We start from the raw sequence: 1,177 nt of genomic DNA, 5'->3' as shown, positions 1-1,177 counted from the left end.
AAGAAGATGGCGCTCGAGCTGTTCAAGCCGTTCATCTACGCCCGGCTCGACGCCAAGGGCCTGTCGATGACGCTGAAGCAGGCGAAGAAATGGGTCGAGAAGGAGCGCAAGGAAGTCTGGGACATCCTCGATGAGGTGATCCGCGAACATCCGGTCATGCTGAACCGCGCACCGACGCTGCACCGCCTCGGCATCCAGGCGTTCGAGCCGGTCCTGATCGAGGGCAAGGCAATCCAGCTCCACCCGCTGGTCTGCGCCGCGTTCAACGCCGATTTCGACGGCGACCAGATGGCCGTGCACGTTCCGCTGAGCCTCGAGGCCCAGCTGGAAGCGCGCGTGCTGATGATGTCCACGAACAACATCCTGTCGCCCGCCAACGGCAAGCCGATCATCGTGCCCTCGCAGGACATGGTGCTCGGCATCTACTATCTGTCGATGGACCGCGAAGGCGAGCCCGGCGAAGGCTCGATCCTCGCCGACATCACCGAAGTGCACCAGGCGCTGGAAGTCGGTGCGGTGACGCTCCACTCGAAGATCACGACCCGCGTCCCGCAGACCGACGAGGACGGCAACACCTATATGATGCGGGTGGATACCACCCCGGGCCGCATGCTGATCGGCGAGAAGCTGCCGCAGTCGCACAAGGTGCCGTTCGAGATCGTCAATCGCCTTCTTACCAAGAAGGAAATCGCCGACGTTATCGATCAGGTCTATCGCCACACGGGCCAGAAGGACACGGTCCTGTTCGCCGACGGCATCATGGCGCTGGGCTTCCGCCACGCGTTCAAGGCCGGCATCTCTTTCGGCAAGGACGACATGATCATCCCCGACGCGAAGGAGCCTCTGGTTGAGGAAACCCGCGCGCTCGTGGCCGATTACGAGCAGCAGTATCAGGACGGCCTGATCACCCAGCAGGAAAAGTACAACAAGGTGATCGACGCCTGGAGCCGCTGTTCGGACCAGGTCGCCAACGCGATGATGGACGAGATCCGCGCCACGCCGAAGGATGACGACGGCCGCGAGAAGGAGATCAACTCCATCTACATGATGAGCCATTCCGGCGCCCGCGGCAGCCCCGCCCAGATGAAGCAGCTGGCCGGTATGCGCGGCCTGATGGCCAAGCCGTCGGGCGAGATCATCGAGACGCCGATCCTGTCGAACTTCAAGGAAGGCCTGA

Annotated in this window: 1 pseudogene; it reads left to right on the top strand. The window is 62.7% G+C overall.

The window, feature by feature from the left end:
• Positions 1-1,177, top strand: a pseudogene (locus ACTS11_RS06735) (DNA-directed RNA polymerase subunit beta'); the annotation flags it as partial.

The sequence above is a fragment of the Roseicyclus sp. genome (assembly GCF_052168335.1).
GTDB lineage: Bacteria > Pseudomonadota > Alphaproteobacteria > Rhodobacterales > Rhodobacteraceae > Roseibacterium.
The sequence above is the reverse complement of the archived record's forward strand: the minus strand, read 5'-3'. Positions and strand labels throughout refer to the sequence as shown.